The following is a 14,344-nucleotide window of genomic DNA, read 5'->3' on the forward strand; positions in this document are numbered from 1 at the left end:
TTGAGCGCTTAGCCTGAAGCGCGCGCCGTAGAAAGCCCCTCCCCTTTGGAAGACCTCACCAGAAAAGCCCCTCCCCTTCAGGGGAGGGGTTGGGGTGGGGCAGTGCGCTGCCACCGGCCGGGAAGCGTGGAAGCGGTGGCTGCGATGATCTCGGCAACGCCCGCGAGGTTCGTCATGACGTCGGGATTGCCGAAGCGGATGATTGTGAAGCCGAGTGCCCTCAGGCGGACGTCGCGTTTTTCATCAACAGGCCCATCATGCGTGTCGCCGTCTACCTCGACCCCAAGCCCAATGGCAGGGCAGAAAAAATCCAGAATCGCCTGCGCCTCGAACACGACATGCTGGCGACGAAACTTCAGGCCATTCAGTTGGGAGTTAGAAAGCGCCCGCCACAGCCTAACCTCAGGCTCGGTAGGGTTCCGCCGCATCTCATGCGCGCGAGCCAGCAACTCCGCCTCAGTAGCCCTTACTGCCCCACCCCAACCCAGCGCCGGGTCGGTCATGCCCCCGGCATGACCTGAACAGCGCGGGGCGCTGTTCACCCGGCGCTCCTGAAGGGGAGGGGCTAATCGCGCCCTACTCCTGCACTCGCTACTCCCTCGACACGCCTACTCCCTCACACCCCACACCCTCACCAACTCCACACCATCCCCGTCTCGCTGAACGGTTTCGGCTCCATCGGAGGGATCGTCGCCGCATTCAGCTCGCACTGCCAATAACCGACGTCGATCCAGCGCCCTTCCTTATACCCCGCCTCGCGGAAGAACCCCGCGCGCCTGAACCCGACCGATTCATGCAGCCGGATCGAATGGTCGTTCGGCAACGCGATCACGCCGATCGCGTGGGTAAAGCCCTGCGCGCGCACCGTATCGATCAGCGCGTCGTACAATTGCCGCCCGTTGCCGCGCCCGTGCGTGCCGATCTCGAGATAAACCGTCGTCTCGATCGTGTAGCGATACGCGGGTCGATCGCGGAACGCCGATGCATAGGCATAGCCGCGCACCGGCCCGCCCTCGCCTTCGGTCACGACCAGCCACGGGTACAGCCCGTTAGACTTTGCCATCCGCGCGCACATGGTCGCAGTGTCGGGCGCGTCGGACTCGAACGAGACCGTCCCGCGCTCGACATAGGGGCGATAGATCGCCGCGATCGCCGCCGCATCGTCGAGCGTCGCGGGGCGCACTGCGACGCGGGTCGGCCCCTCGGACGGAACCTCCCGCGGCGCGATCACAGCGCGAACCGTGCGAGCACCAGATCGAGCAGCTTGGCATCGCCAGGGCGCGGTGCGGTCCCGCCGATGCCGTCGCACTCGAGGCAGCGCGCCTGAATCGCGGCGCCCGTGCCGATCCGCTTCACATCGCCGAGCGCGCGCGCGAACACCGCGCGACGATCCGCCGCCATCCGCGTGAACGCGTCGCCCGCCGAGGCATCGTCATCATCGCGTCCCGAGGACAGGATCTGGGCGATCATCATCGCGAACGCGCCCGGCTTCTTCTCGAGATATTCGGCATGGACATCGGCGGGCTTCAGCCCGGCGCGCTTGGCGGCTTCGTCGATTGCATCCTGCAACCCGCCGAAGCGGTCGACCAGCCCGAGCTGCCGCGCGGTGCCGCCATCCCAGACGCGCCCCTGCCCGATCTCGTTGACGCGCTCGGGCGTCATCTTGCGCGCATTGGCGACGCGGGTGATGAACTGGCGATAGCCGTTCTCGATTCCCGCCTGGAAGATCGTGTCGGTCTCGGGCGTGGTGCCGCCGTAAATGTCGGGCTGCCCCGACAACGGCGTGGTGCGGACGCCGTCCGAGGTCAGGCCGATCTTCTTGAGCGTGTTCTCGAAGGTGGGAATGATCCCGAAGATCCCGATCGAGCCGGTGATCGTCGTCGGTTCGGCGAAGATCACGTCGCCCACGGTCGACACCCAATAGCCGCCCGACGCCGCGAGGTTGCCCATCGACACGACGATCGGCAGTTTCTGCGCCTTCGCCTCGATGATCGCGCGGCGCATGTCCTCGGACGCGAGCGCCGAACCGCCGGGCGAATCGACGCGGACGACGAGCGCCTTGAGGTCCTTCTTGGCGAGGCCCTCCAGCACCAGCTTGGCGACCGTGTCGCCGCCGACCGAGCCCGCCTTCGACTTGCCGTCGATGATGTCGCCCGCGATCGTCAGCACGCCGATCTTGGCGCCCGCGGTCGGCAGCGGGTTCGCCGCGACGTAATTGGCGAGCTTGATCGTGTTGAACGTCCCCGGCGCCTTGCCATTGGGGGTGCCGGCAAGCTGCGCCACGCGCTTGCCGAAATCGAGCCGGGTGCCGAGCTTGTCGACGATCCCGGCCGAGAGGTTGGCCTCGGCGATATTCCCCTGCGCCGCGGTGATGACCGCGCCCGGGGTCGTCAGGAACGGCTGGAACTTCGCCTTGGGCCGCGCCTTGGTGACGACCTCCTGCCACTGCTGGAACAGCACCTGGTACAGCTTGACGACTTCTTCCTTGGCCTCGGGCGAGGCTTCGGTGCGCGTGTACGGCTCGACGAACGACTTGTACTTGCCGACGCGATAGACGTGCGCGTTGACGCCGAGCTTGTCGATCAGGCCCTTGTAATAGAGCTGGCTTCCGCCCGGCCCCATGAACAGCGTGCCCCCCATCGGGCTCATCCAGATCTCGCTCGCGTTCGCGGCGAGGCGGTAGCCGCCATCGGTATAAGCGGTGGCATAAGCGAGCACCGGCTTGCCCCCCTTCCCATCGGAACCGTCGCGCACGCGGCGGAGCGCGTCGCCGACTTCGGTCAGCGCGGCGGGATAGCCGCCCGCGAACGAGTCGAGATCGAGCACCACCGTCTTGACGCGGTCGTCCTTCGCCGCCTTGTCGAGCGCACGCACGACGTCGCGCAGGCGATATTCCGGGGTCGACCCGCCGCCGCCGAGCGCCGCGAAGGGGTCGCCGGGTGACGGCTGCTCGACGATCGGGCCGTCGAGCTTGAGCACCAGCGCGCCATCCTTGATCGCGCCCGTATTGGGTTTCGCCGCCAGCGCGCCAAACAGCAGGCCGAAGAACAGCAGCATGGCGACCAGCACCAGCGCGTCCTTGATCCCGACCAGAATTCTCCAAGCGCCCCGAACGAGTTTCACCTGCGCCGCTCCCTGCAATGCGGAAAAATACCGCCTACAGCTAGAGCAGCCCCCGGGCGGAGTAAATGCGTGTTAGCGGCGCAACACAGCTTTTTGCCATGAGGCTCGGCCCGCCTGCCAATCGGACCGGCTCGCCACGGAATCGCGGCAGGCCCGTATTGACGATGGCGGGTGGCGTACGCATATGCGCCGTGCTGGCACTCACTGCTGGCGAGTGCCAACAGCTGTTCATAGAAAAGGGACTCCGCGCATGAACTTTCGTCCGTTGCACGACCGCGTCCTCGTCCGCCGCGTAGAGGCAGAAGAGAAGACCGCAGGCGGGATCATCATCCCGGAAACTGCCAAGGAAAAGCCGCAGGAAGGCGAAGTCGTTGCCGCAGGCACCGGCGCCCGCAACGAAGCCGGTGAAATCCACCCGCTCGAAGTCAAGGCCGGCGACAAGGTGCTGTTCGGCAAATGGTCCGGCACCGAAATCAAGATCGACGGCGAAGACCTTCTGATCATGAAGGAATCGGACATTCTCGGCATCGTTGCCTGAGTCTTTCCGTAAACGACCTTCACTATCTTCAACTTCTGAAAGGGTAGCCCACCATGGCATCCAAGGACGTAAAATTCGGGCGTGACGCCCGTGAGCGCATTCTCCGCGGCGTTGATATTCTCGCCGACGCGGTCAAGGTCACGCTGGGGCCAAAGGGCCGCAACGTCGTGATCGACAAGAGCTTCGGCGCCCCGCGCATCACCAAGGACGGCGTCACCGTCGCCAAGGAAATCGAGCTCAAGGACAAGTTCGAGAACATGGGCGCGCAGATGCTGCGCGAAGTCGCGTCGAAGACCAACGACATCGCCGGCGACGGCACGACCACCGCAACGGTTCTTGCTCAGGCGATCGTCCGTGAAGGCATGAAGTCGGTCGCGGCCGGCATGAACCCGATGGACCTCAAGCGCGGTATCGACCTCGCGGTCGTCGAAGTCGTCAAGGATCTCCAGGCGCGTTCGAAGCCGGTTTCGGGTTCGCATGAAGTCGCCCAGGTCGGCATCATCTCCGCGAACGGCGACAAGGAAGTCGGCGAGAAGATCGCGGAAGCGATGGAGAAGGTCGGCAAGGAAGGCGTGATCACCGTCGAGGAAGCCAAGGGTCTCGAATTCGAGCTCGACGTCGTCGAAGGCATGCAGTTCGACCGTGGCTACCTCTCGCCCTACTTCATCACCAACCCCGAGAAGATGTCGGTCGAGCTTCAGGATCCCTACATCCTGATCCACGAGAAGAAGCTGTCGAACCTGCAGGCGATGCTCCCGATCCTGGAAGCGGTCGTTCAGTCGGGTCGTCCGCTCCTGATCATCGCAGAAGACATCGAGGGTGAGGCTCTCGCCACGCTCGTCGTCAACAAGCTGCGCGGCGGCCTCAAGGTCGCAGCGGTCAAGGCACCGGGCTTCGGCGATCGTCGCAAGGCGATGCTCGAGGACATCGCGATCCTGACCAAGGGCGAGATGATCTCGGAAGACCTCGGCATCAAGCTCGAGTCGGTCACGCTCGGCATGCTCGGCACCGCCAAGCGCGTCACGATCGACAAGGACAACACCGTCATCGTCGATGGCGCTGGTGACCATGAGTCGATCAAGGGCCGCACCGATGCGATCCGTCAGCAGATCGAGAACACGACCTCGGACTATGACAAGGAGAAGCTCCAGGAGCGTCTCGCAAAGCTTGCTGGCGGCGTTGCCGTGATCAAGGTCGGCGGTTCGTCGGAAGTCGAAGTCAAGGAGCGCAAGGATCGCGTCGACGACGCGCTGCACGCAACCCGCGCAGCAGTCGAAGAAGGCATCGTCCCCGGCGGCGGTACGGCTCTGCTGTACGCAACCAAGGCGATCGAGAACCTGACCGGCGCGAACGAAGACCAGACCCGCGGGATCGACATTGTCCGCAAGTCGCTGACCGCACTGGTTCGCCAGATCGCCAGCAACGCGGGCCATGACGGCGCCGTCGTCTCGGGCAAGCTGCTCGACGGCAACGACACCACGATGGGCTTCAACGCAGCGACCGACACGTACGAGAACCTCGTCGCTGCCGGCGTGATCGATCCGACCAAGGTCGTCCGCACCGCCCTGCAGAATGCAGCGTCGGTCGCCGGCCTGCTCATCACGACCGAAGCGGCCGTGTCGGAAATGGCTGAAGACAAGCCCGCCATGCCCATGGGCGGCGGCGGCATGGGCGGCATGGGCGGCATGGACTTCTGATCCGGCGGGACCTGCACCGGCTTCGGCCGGTGCGGGCCCCCTGTCGGCTCGGCAAGGACCGGACCACCCAGCCCATACAGGTTGGACGAAAGAAGGGCCGGGGGAGCGATCCCTCGGCCCTTTTTGTTGGACGCGAAAACCCGGTGGTCAGCTCAGCGCTTCATCGCCTCGATCAGCGCCTTGACCTCCTGGCTGCGCCCGCGCGGCAGGATCAGGATATCGGTGCCGCTCGCCACCACGATCAGATCCTCGACGCCGACCATCGCGATCCGCGCACCGTCGCTGCGCACCAGACAGTTGCGCGTGTCGATAGCGATCACCTCACCCTCGTTCTGCCCCGCATGCGCATTGCCGTCCGCGTCGCGCTCACTGATCTCGTGCAGCGCATCCCAACTGCCGAGATCGCTCCAGCCCATGCTGACGCGGACCACCGCGACCCGTTCGGCCTTCTCCATTACCGCATAATCGATCGAGTCCGACGGGGCTGCGCCGAACGCCTCCGCGTCGGGGTACACGCGCGTACCGTCACGGCGGGCATCCGCCATCGCGCGCTGGCAGGCCGACAGCATCTCGGGCGCATAAGCCGTTAGGGCGTCGAGATACGCGTCCGCGCGGAACAGGAAGATCCCACCGTTCCAGGCGTGGTCGCCCGCGGCGAGCATCGCCTCGGCGGCATCGCGCGGCGGCTTCTCGACAAACCGCGCGACCCGGTGGACGCCGCCCGCAATCTCCTCGCCGATGCGGATCCAGCCGTACCCCGTCTCGGGTGCATGCGGGTCGATCCCGAAGGTCACCAGCCAGCCCTGCTCGACCAGCGGCAGCGCCGCCTCGATCGCGGCGTGGAAGGCGGGAACGTCGAGAATGACGTGATCCGACGGCATCACCAGCAACGGTGCGTCGCCAGGGGCGGCGAGCGCGGCGAGCGCGATGGCGGGCGCGGTGTTGCGACCGACCGGTTCGAGGATCAGCGCCTGCGCTGCGGCACTCACCGCATGCAACTGTTCCTCGACCATGTCTGCATGCCGTGCGTTGGCGACGACGATCGGCGCGGCAAACCGCTCGCCTTGCGCGCGCTTGGCGGTCAGCTGGAGCATCGTGTCTTCCGCGGTCAGGGCCAGCATCTGCTTGGGCATCGCGGGAGTCGACATCGGCCACAAACGCGTCCCCGAACCTCCCGACAGGATGACTGGAACGATCGGTGTGGACTGCGGCATTCGGGCGACTCCTTGTTGACGCCCGCTCTAGCGCGCGTGCGCGGATTTGGTAACCGCCCTCGATCAACCGCGATCCCGCGAATTCAGTCTTTCTTCGTCAATTTCTGCGACATCAAGGTTCAACCGTTGAAGGAGCTGTCATCGGCGCGCGTTTTTTGCGGGTGGACAGGGTACGCATGCGATGATCAGGCTGTTCAAACATTATATCCCAAACGCCGTGCTGCTGCTCGGAATGTTCGACGTGTGCCTGCTGATCCTCGCGGGCGAGCTTGGCTACACGCTCCGCATGGGACAGCTCGTTCTGCCGCTCATTCCGATGTCGGACCGGGTTCCCCAGCTCGTGACCTTTGCGGGCAGCGTGGATCTCGCGATGTTCGCGGTCGGCGTTTACGGCGCGAGCGCGCTGCAGTCGCTGCGGCATGCGGTCGCACGGATCCTCGTCGCGGTATCGCTTGGCACGATCTTCCTGAGTGTGATCTATTTCGCCTTGCCGACGATCACCTTCTGGCGCTCCAGCCTGTTGTATTCGATGCTGATCGCGGCCGTCCTGATGATCGCGCTGCGCATCCTGCTGGGCAAGACGCTCGGCGGCCAGGTATTCAAGCGCCGCGTCGTCGTGCTGGGCGCGGGCGCGCGTGCCGCGCGACTCAAGGCCCTGTCGCAGACGCCGGGGTCGGGCTTCGTGGTGGTGGGCTATGTCTCGATGAGCGAAAGTGCGCGCGTCATTCCCGAGGCGATCGCGCGGGATGCGATCTACAATCTGGCGGACCACGTCGTCCTGCTCAACGCGAGCGAAGTCGTCCTCGCGCTGGAGGAACGGCGCAACGCCCTGCCGCTCAAGGACCTGCTCCGGATCAAGACGACCGGCGTCCATGTCAACGAGATCTCGACTTTCCTCGAACGCGAGACCGGGCGGGTCGACCTGCAGAGCGTCAACCCGAGCTGGCTGATCTTTTCCGACGGATTCTCGTCCGGGCGGATGCTGTCTTCGATGTTCAAGCGGCTGTTCGACATCGCCGCGAGCTTCATCCTGCTCACGCTGACGCTCCCGCTGATCCTGATCACCGCGATCGCGATCAAGCTCGAGAGCAAGGGGCCGGCCTTTTATCGCCAGCGCCGGGTCGGACTCTACAATGTCGGGTTCGATTGCATCAAGTTGCGGTCGATGCGGCAGGACGCCGAGGTCGCGGGCACCGCGGTCTGGGCGGAAAAGAACGATCCGCGCGTAACGCGGATCGGTCGCCTGATCCGCAAGGTCCGGATCGACGAGTTGCCGCAGACCTGGTCGGTGCTGAAGGGGGAAATGAGCTTCGTCGGCCCACGTCCCGAGCGCCCGCAGTTCGTCGACGATCTCGAACAGCAACTGCCGTATTACGCCGAGCGCCACATGGTGAAGCCGGGCATCACCGGCTGGGCGCAGATCAATTACCCCTATGGCGCATCGATCGACGATTCGCGGCAGAAGCTCGAATACGACCTGTACTATGCAAAAAACTATTCACCCTTTCTCGACCTGCTGATCCTGCTCCAGACGATCCGCGTCGTCCTGTGGCCGGAGGGCGCGCGCTGAGCATCGAAGCCGGCCTAGCGATGCCGATCCTGTTGAGCCACGCACTGGCCGCGTTGCTCTTTACAGGCGTCGCTCTGTCACGCCTGCACGAGCGCGCCACCGGCCTCCCGCGCGTGACGTTCATCGCAGCCTTGCTGGCCACCGCCTTATGGGCGTTGTCAATCGCGGGGATCGATCAATCGGACGGGATTCCGCGGGTCGCCGAGTCGCTGCGCAACCTCGCGTGGCTCGGTTTCATGTATGCGCTCGTCCGCCGTGACCCGCGCACGCCCGAACATCGTGCGGTCGCAATCCTGTACGGCATCGTCGCGCTGCTGGTCCTGGTCAATGCCGGCCTCGCGATGGTGTGGATCGGGTCGGGCGGAGCGATGCTGCCGGAGATCGCGACGCTACGCCTCGTCCTGCACATGATGGCGGCGATCAGCGCGATCGTGCTGGTCCACCACCTCTATACCGCCGCCGCACCGGGCACGCGCGGGGGCATCCGGCTTGTCGTCCTCGCGCTGGCGGCGATGTGGGGGAGCGACCTCCTGCTGTACGGCGCAGCCTGGCTCGAGGCGGATATCCCCGGCCAGATCGTGGTGGCGCGCGGGATCGTGATGGTCGTGGCCGCCCCCGCGCTGCTGATTGCGGTCACGCGCAACGGCGACTGGACGCTGCACCTGTCGCGCACCGTCGCGTGGCAGACGCTCTCGTTTGCGGCGGTGGTGCTCTACGCCGCGGCAATGGTCGCGGCGACGAGCATCATCGCGCTGGTCAGCGGCCACGATGCCCGCCTGTGGCAGACCGCCTTCGTCGTCGGCTCGACCGCGACCGGGCTGGCGTTCCTCGCCTCGCCACGGGTGCGCGCCTGGACCAAGGTGAAAGTCGCGAAACACCTGTTCCGCCACCGCTACGATTACCGCAGCGAGTGGATCCGCTTCACCGACACGCTTGGCAAGCCCGACGATGCCGCCCCGCTCGACCAGCGGATCGTCAAGGCCGTCGCCGACCTCACAGATTCCCCGGCCGGACTGTTGCTCGTCCCGGAATCGACCGGACCGGGCGGAGGTCTCGGCGTCGGGCTCGACTGGAACTGGGATCTGCCGAGCGGCAGCGCCCCTGCCGCACTGGCGCAATATCTCGTCGACACCGGCCGGATCGTCGAACTGGATACGGTCCGCTCCGGCGCGACCGACGCGGTCGAGGCCGTCGCAATCCCGCGCTGGATGCTGGAAGGCGACGGCTGGGCGATCGTCCCGCTTGCGCATCTCGGTCGTCTTCAGGGCGCGATCCTGCTCGCGCGGCCGCCGATCGACCGGGCGCTCGACTGGGAGGATTTCGACCTGTTGCGGATCGCCGGTCGACATGTCGCGAGCTACCTCGCGGAAGCGCGCGCGCAGGAGGCGCTGGCGGAGGCGCAGCGGTTCGACGAGTTCAACCGTCGGTTCGCCTTCATCCTGCACGACGTCAAGAACCTCGTCAGCCAGCTGACGCTGGTCGCCCGCAATGCCGAACGCCATGCCGACAATCCCGACTTCCGCGTCGACATGGTCGCGACGCTCAAGGACTCTGCGGGGCGGATGAACGACCTGCTCGCGCGCCTGTCGCAGCACCACCGCGCGCGCGCCGATACGCTGCAACCGGTCGCGCTGCGCGACGTGCTCGAACGCGTTGCCCGCACCCGCAGGGCCTATCATCCGGTCACGGTCTCCGGCGATCCGGCGTTGCTTGCACAGGCGGACCCGGCGCGGCTGGAGCAAGTGCTCGCGCACCTCCTCCAGAACGCGATCGAGGCAAGTCTCGCCGACGCCCCGGTCGCGCTATCGCTGACCGTCGACGGCGGACACGCCACCGTCATCGTCGAGGACCACGGCTGCGGGATGACCCCCGCCTTCCTGCGCGACCAATTGTTCAAGCCGTTTGCCTCGTCCAAGCCCGCTGGCTTCGGAATCGGCGCATTCGAGGCGAAGCAACTCGCCGAGGCGATGGGGGGCCATGTCACCGTCGCCAGCCAGCCCGGCCACGGCACGCGCTTCTGCGTCCACCTCCCCCAGCCGCGCAGCCTGGACGCAGCGGCATGAGCGACAAGCCCAAATTGCTGATCGTCGAGGACGATCTCGGCCTCCAGCGCCAGTTGCGCTGGGCCTATGAGGATTATCAGGTCATCACCGCGGTCGACCGCGCGACCGCAATCGATGCCGTCCGCGCGGAGGAACCCGCGGTGGTGACGCTCGATCTCGGTTTGCCACCCGACGCCGACGGCACGCGCGAGGGGTTCGCGACGCTTGCCGAGATCCTCAAGCTCAAGCCCGATACCAAGGTGATCGTCGCCTCGGGGCATGGTGCCCGCGAAAGCGCGCTCCAGGCGATCGCCGAGGGCGCGTGGGATTTCTACGCGAAGCCGATCGATATCGATGCGCTCGGGATGATCGTCGCGCGCGCGTTCCACGTCCATGCGCTCGAGACCGAGAACCGCCGGCTCGCCGCCCGCACCACCGGCACCGCACTGGGTGGGATGATCACCGCCAGCCCCGAAATGCTCAAGGTGACGCGCACGATCGAGCGCGTCGCCCGCGCGGATGTCTCGGTGATGCTGCTCGGCGCGTCGGGCACCGGCAAGGAACTGCTCGCGCGCGGGCTTCACGAGACGAGCGGGCGGCGCGACGGCGCATTCGTCGCGATCAACTGCGCGGCGATCCCCGACACTCTGCTCGAGTCCGAACTGTTCGGGCATGAGAAAGGCGCGTTCACCGGCGCGTTCAAGACCACCGAGGGCAAGATCGAACAGGCCGCCGGGGGCACGCTGTTCCTCGACGAGATCGGCGACGTGCCTTTGCCGTTGCAGGTCAAGCTGCTGCGCTTCCTCCAGGAGCGCACGATCGAGCGGATCGGCGGGCGCAAGGCGATCGCGGTCGATACGCGGATCGTCTGCGCGACGCATCAGGACGTCGATGCGATGGTCGCGGCGGGCAGTTTCCGCGAGGATCTGTATTACCGTCTGGCGGAAATCGTCGTGCGGATCCCGTCGCTCGGCGAGCGTAGCGGGGATGCGGTGCTGCTCGCGCAACATTTCCTCAAGCTCTACGCGCGCACGCTCGACTCGGCGGTCACCGGGCTTGCGCGCGAGGCGCGCGACGCGATCGCGGCATGGGGCTGGCCGGGCAACGTCCGCGAGCTCGAAAACCGCATGAAGCGCGCGGTTATCATGGCGGACGGCAAGCTCGTCACCGCCGCCGACCTCGACCTGCCGGGCGGCGACCCCGAACCCGCACTCAACCTGCGCATGGTCCGCGAATCCGCCGACCGCGCCGCGATCGGCCAGGCGCTCGCGCGCGCCGACGGCAACATTTCCAATACAGCCAAGCTGCTGGGGGTGAGCCGGCCGACCCTGTACGATTTGCTCAAGAGCTATGACCTCCAGGTCTAGACGGGAGCGCTCGACGCACTGCGCTGGACCGCCGGGCTGGCGATGCCGCGGACCGCGGTGTAGCACCGCCGGCGATGACCAAACCGCTCGCCCGTATTGCCGCCGCGCTCGAACGGCTTTCACCGCCCGTCGCCGACTCCGCCGATCCGCTGGCGCATCCCGCCTATGTCTGGCGCGGCGTCGCGCTCGAACCGGTCCGCGCGTTTCGCCCGCTCCCGCTCGAGCGGCTCCACGGGATCGACGCGCAAAAGGCAGCGCTGCTTGCGACCACGCGGCATCTGGCGAACGGTGCGGCGGCGCATGACGTGCTGCTGTGGGGCGCGCGTGGCTCGGGCAAATCGGCCCTGGTCAAGAGCGTAACCGGCGCGGTGCAGGCCGATGGCGGCGCGCTCGCGCTGGTCGAGATCGTGACGCCGCAGCTCGATACGCTCCCCGCTCTGTTCCGGCTGATCGCGGACGTGCCGCGCGCGTTCCTGCTGTTCCTCGACGATCTCGGGTTCGACGCGGCGGCGGACGGACGCGCACTCCGCTCGATGCTCGACGGCGGCGCGGAGGCGCGGCCCGCGAATGCGCGGCTGGTCGTCACGTCGAACCGCCGCCACCTCGTCCCGCGCGACATGATCGACCAGCCGGATGCGGTCAATCCGCGCGACGCCGCCGACGATGGCCTCGCGCTCGCGGACCGGTTCGGGCTGAGCCTCGGCTTCCACGTGGTCGATCAGGACGGCTATCTCGCGATCGTGCGGGCCTACACGGAAGCGCATGCGTTGCCGTTCGATCCGGTCGACGCGGTCGGCTGGGCGACGCGGCGCGGGAGCCGGTCGGGGCGCGTCGCGTGGCATTACATCGTCGATCTCGCGGGGCGCGAGGGGCGCTCGCTTGATCAGGCGTAACCGCGTTCCTGCGCAGGCAGGAACCCAGCGCCGCGAACGCTGCGCCAAGGTACCCTGGGCTCCTGCCTCCGCAGGAGCCCTGAAATTACCCCTGCCCTTCGACCATTTCCGCCAGCTCGAGCCAGCGCAGTTCGGCGGCGTCCTTGTCCGCCTGCGCCTGGCCGATCGCCTCCATCAGCTTCTCGAACCGGTCGGGATCGCGGGTGTAGAGTTCGGGATCGGACAGCAATTCCTGGTCGCGCATGATCGCGGCCTCGAGCGTCTCGATCCGCTTGGGCAGGATCTCGTAATCGCGCTGGTCCTTGTAGGTCAGCTTGACCTTGCCCGGCGCCGCCCCGCCCGCAACCGGCGCCGCCGAAGTCGCGTTCTTGGCGATCGAGCCGCGCTTGGTCGGCGCGGCGGCCTTGCGGCGGCGCTCCCAATCCTCATAGCCGCCCGCCACGACATCGACCGTCCCCGACCCGTCGAGGCCGAGCGTGATCGTCACGGTGCGATCCAGAAAGTCGCGATCGTGGCTTACGATGAGCACGGTGCCGTCATAGTCGCCGATCACGTCCTGGAGCAAATCGAGCGTCTCCAGATCGAGATCGTTGGTCGGCTCGTCCAGCACTAAGAGATTGGAAGGCTTGGCGAATTCCCGCGCCAGCAACAGCCGCGAGCGTTCGCCGCCCGACAGCGTCCCGATCTTCGCGTCGAGCACGCCGGGCTCGAACAGGAATTCCTTGAGATAGCCGACGACATGCTTGCGGATGCCCTGCACCTCGATCCAGTCGCCGCCGTCCGCGAGCACGTCGCGGATCGTCTTGTCGGGCTCCATCTTGCTGCGCTGCTGGTCGATCACGATCCGCTCGATCGTCTTGGCGAAGCGGATCTGGCCGGTGTCGGGCTCGAGCTCGCCGGTCAGCAGCTTGAGCAGCGTCGATTTGCCCGCACCATTCGCGCCGACGATGCCGATCCGGTCCTTGCGCGTCACGCGCAGCGACAGGTCGCCGATGATCGTCCGGTCGCCGAACGCCTTGGAGATGTGCTTGGCGTCGATCACCACCTTGGAGCGCGCGTCGTCGGTGCCGATCGTCAGATTGGCGGAGCCCTGCGGCCCGACCATCGACGCGCGTTCGGCGCGCATCTCGACCAGCTTGGTCAGGCGGCCCTGGTTGCGCTTGCGCCGCCCGGTGACACCGCGCAGCAGCCAATGCTCCTCGAGCTTCAGCTTCGCGTCGAGCTTCTCGGCGTTGCGCTGCTCGTCGGCATAGACCTGCTCGGTCCATGCATCGAACCCGCCGAAACCGATCTCGGCGCGGCGCAGATTGCCGCGGTCCATCCACAGCGTCTGCTTGGTCAGCTTGGTGAGGAAGGTGCGGTCATGGCTGATCACGACGAACGCGCCGCGGAACCGGCCGAGCCATTCCTCGATCCACTCGATCGCGCCGATGTCGAGATGGTTGGTCGGCTCGTCGAGCAGCAACACGTCGGGGTTCTGCGCGAACGCGCGGACGATCGCGGCGCGGCGGCGCTCGCCACCCGAGGCCTTGGCGGCTTCGCGCGTGAGATCGATGCCCAACTGATCGGCGATCGCCTCGGCTTCATATTGCAGCGGCGCATCGTCTCCGCCGAGCACGTAATCCGCGAGCGTATTGCACCCGATCATTGCGGGCTCCTGCTCGAGCAGGATCACGCGTGTACCGGGCACGATCGTGCGGCGACCCTCGTCCGAATCGATCTTGTTGCCGAGCAGCTTGAGCAGCGTCGTCTTGCCCGCGCCGTTGCGCCCGATCAGGGCGAGTCGGTCGCGCGGGCCGACATGGATGTCGAGGCCACGGAAAAGCCAACCCGAGCCCTGAATGACGCCGAGATTTTCATATGCGAGGATAGGTGCTGCCATAAAGACGCGCGTTAGGCG

11 protein-coding genes are annotated in these 14,344 nt (G+C 66.5%); 6 read left to right on the forward strand and 5 right to left on the reverse strand.

Going from position 1 to position 14,344, the window contains the following annotated elements; all coding sequences use genetic code 11:
• Positions 1–77: 77 nt before the first annotated feature.
• The 3 genes from RI03_RS16900 to sppA form a co-directional block, all read right to left on the reverse strand.
• On the reverse strand, positions 78–542 hold the full coding sequence (locus RI03_RS16900) for an endonuclease domain-containing protein (RefSeq protein WP_238542423.1): 465 nt from the start codon (positions 540–542) through the stop codon (positions 78–80).
• Positions 543–631: 89 nt separating this feature from the next.
• Positions 632–1,231 (reverse strand): GNAT family N-acetyltransferase, encoded by a 600-nt coding sequence (locus RI03_RS16905; RefSeq protein WP_010218776.1) that lies wholly within the window; start codon positions 1,229–1,231, stop codon positions 632–634.
• Positions 1,228–3,123, reverse strand: a complete 1,896-nt coding sequence (gene sppA, locus RI03_RS16910; protein WP_010218778.1) for a signal peptide peptidase SppA — start codon at positions 3,121–3,123, stop codon at positions 1,228–1,230. Before sppA ends, RI03_RS16905 begins: the two co-directional genes overlap by 4 nt.
• A 250-nt stretch (positions 3,124–3,373) precedes the next feature.
• Between sppA and groES the strand changes: the two genes are divergently transcribed.
• Together groES and groL are read left to right on the forward strand one after the other, a co-directional pair.
• Positions 3,374–3,661, forward strand: a complete 288-nt coding sequence (groES, locus tag RI03_RS16915; protein WP_010162031.1) for a co-chaperone GroES — start codon at positions 3,374–3,376, stop codon at positions 3,659–3,661.
• A gap of 53 nt (positions 3,662–3,714) precedes the next feature.
• A complete protein-coding gene (gene groL / locus RI03_RS16920; protein ID WP_010218779.1) occupies positions 3,715–5,358 on the forward strand; it encodes a chaperonin GroEL in 1,644 nt (547 codons plus the stop codon).
• A gap of 152 nt (positions 5,359–5,510) precedes the next feature.
• Here groL and RI03_RS16925 read toward each other — a convergent pair whose 3' ends face one another.
• A complete protein-coding gene (locus tag RI03_RS16925) occupies positions 5,511–6,572 on the reverse strand; it encodes a mannose-1-phosphate guanylyltransferase/mannose-6-phosphate isomerase (RefSeq protein WP_170318393.1) in 1,062 nt (353 codons plus the stop codon).
• 181 nt (positions 6,573–6,753) lie between these two features.
• On the opposite strand from RI03_RS16925, the gene RI03_RS16930 reads away from it, so the two are divergent.
• The 4 genes from RI03_RS16930 (at position 6,754) to RI03_RS16945 (ending at position 12,444) form a co-directional block, all read left to right on the forward strand.
• Positions 6,754–8,142, forward strand: coding sequence for a TIGR03013 family XrtA/PEP-CTERM system glycosyltransferase (locus RI03_RS16930; protein ID WP_010218784.1), 1,389 nt, complete (start codon positions 6,754–6,756; stop codon positions 8,140–8,142).
• Between the two features lie 20 nt (positions 8,143–8,162).
• Positions 8,163–10,205 (forward strand): XrtA/PEP-CTERM system histidine kinase PrsK, encoded by a 2,043-nt coding sequence (gene prsK, locus RI03_RS16935; protein WP_026046812.1) that lies wholly within the window; start codon positions 8,163–8,165, stop codon positions 10,203–10,205.
• Positions 10,202–11,551 carry a PEP-CTERM-box response regulator transcription factor gene (gene prsR, locus RI03_RS16940; RefSeq protein WP_010218788.1) on the forward strand — a complete coding sequence of 450 codons (1,350 nt, stop codon included), beginning with the start codon at positions 10,202–10,204 and terminating at the stop codon, positions 11,549–11,551. The genes prsK and prsR overlap by 4 nt, the downstream gene beginning before the upstream one ends.
• Before the next feature lie 74 nt (positions 11,552–11,625).
• Entirely contained in the window at positions 11,626–12,444 is an 819-nt protein-coding gene (locus RI03_RS16945; RefSeq protein WP_010218790.1) for an ATP-binding protein, read from the forward strand.
• Between the two features lie 85 nt (positions 12,445–12,529).
• On the opposite strand, the gene RI03_RS16950 is transcribed toward RI03_RS16945, so the two are convergent.
• On the reverse strand, positions 12,530–14,326 hold the full coding sequence (locus RI03_RS16950; RefSeq protein WP_010218791.1) for an ABC-F family ATP-binding cassette domain-containing protein: 1,797 nt from the start codon (positions 14,324–14,326) through the stop codon (positions 12,530–12,532).
• Between the last annotated feature and the right edge of the window lie 18 nt (positions 14,327–14,344).

This window comes from Sphingomonas sp. PAMC 26621 (assembly GCF_000251145.1).
Lineage (GTDB): Bacteria > Pseudomonadota > Alphaproteobacteria > Sphingomonadales > Sphingomonadaceae > Sphingomonas.

What these genes read in the sequence shown, in the direction of transcription:
- groES (WP_010162031.1), top strand. Translation starts at nt 3,374, where the DNA reads ATGAACTTTCGTCCGTTGCACGACCGCGTCCTCGTCCGCCGCGTAGAG.
- groL (WP_010218779.1), top strand. Translation starts at nt 3,715, where the DNA reads ATGGCATCCAAGGACGTAAAATTCGGGCGTGACGCCCGTGAGCGCATT.
- RI03_RS16925 (WP_170318393.1), bottom strand. Translation starts at nt 6,572, where the DNA reads ATGCCGCAGTCCACACCGATCGTTCCAGTCATCCTGTCGGGAGGTTCG.
- RI03_RS16930 (WP_010218784.1), top strand. Translation starts at nt 6,754, where the DNA reads ATGATCAGGCTGTTCAAACATTATATCCCAAACGCCGTGCTGCTGCTC.
- prsK (WP_026046812.1), top strand. Translation starts at nt 8,163, where the DNA reads ATGCCGATCCTGTTGAGCCACGCACTGGCCGCGTTGCTCTTTACAGGC.
- prsR (WP_010218788.1), top strand. Translation starts at nt 10,202, where the DNA reads ATGAGCGACAAGCCCAAATTGCTGATCGTCGAGGACGATCTCGGCCTC.
- RI03_RS16945 (WP_010218790.1), top strand. Translation starts at nt 11,626, where the DNA reads ATGACCAAACCGCTCGCCCGTATTGCCGCCGCGCTCGAACGGCTTTCA.
- RI03_RS16950 (WP_010218791.1), bottom strand. Translation starts at nt 14,326, where the DNA reads ATGGCAGCACCTATCCTCGCATATGAAAATCTCGGCGTCATTCAGGGC.